A 523-nucleotide genomic window follows, 5' to 3' on the forward strand; every position below is an offset into this window, starting at 1 on the left:
CCATAATAAATTACCCCGCCCTATCCAATTGTGTTTATTTTTTGCTTCTTTTAATCATCTGCTAAAATTATTTCTCTTTTATTGGTGTTTTATATAAATTATTGTTGTTTATATAAATTAAATATACAAATATACTTACTAAAAAGATCACCGATAATAATGGTTTAAGTATTGTTATAAACAATATACTTAAAACAACAATATTATTTACAATACCAATATAGAATTTTTTAAAAGTAAAGAAAAATGAAATCCTTAATATATCTTTAATACTAGACTCTCTATTTTTCACGAAAAATGTGAAATAATTAATAGTAGTACTTAAAACTATATTAAATATTATAAAAAGAATAGGAGTGAATATAATAATATATTTGGTCTTCATTAGAAAAAAGTAATCTAAGATAACAATTGTTAATAAAATTAATGAAAATAACCAAACAATAATCGTCTTTTTAAAAGATTGAATATAATATGTAAAAAAATCTTTTGTTATATTTAAATCCTTTTCTTTATGATATTT

The 523-nt window shown here is 18.9% G+C and carries 1 protein-coding gene; it reads right to left on the minus strand.

Features of this window, described 5'->3' with window-relative positions:
• Positions 1 to 67: 67 nt before the first annotated feature.
• Positions 68 to 523: DUF624 domain-containing protein (locus tag KPL50_RS28095; protein WP_216301490.1), on the minus strand; the 456-nt coding region annotated here is incomplete at its 5' end.

The sequence above is a fragment of the Clostridium sp. CF012 genome (assembly GCF_018861755.1).
Lineage (GTDB): Bacteria > Bacillota > Clostridia > Clostridiales > Clostridiaceae > Clostridium_AD.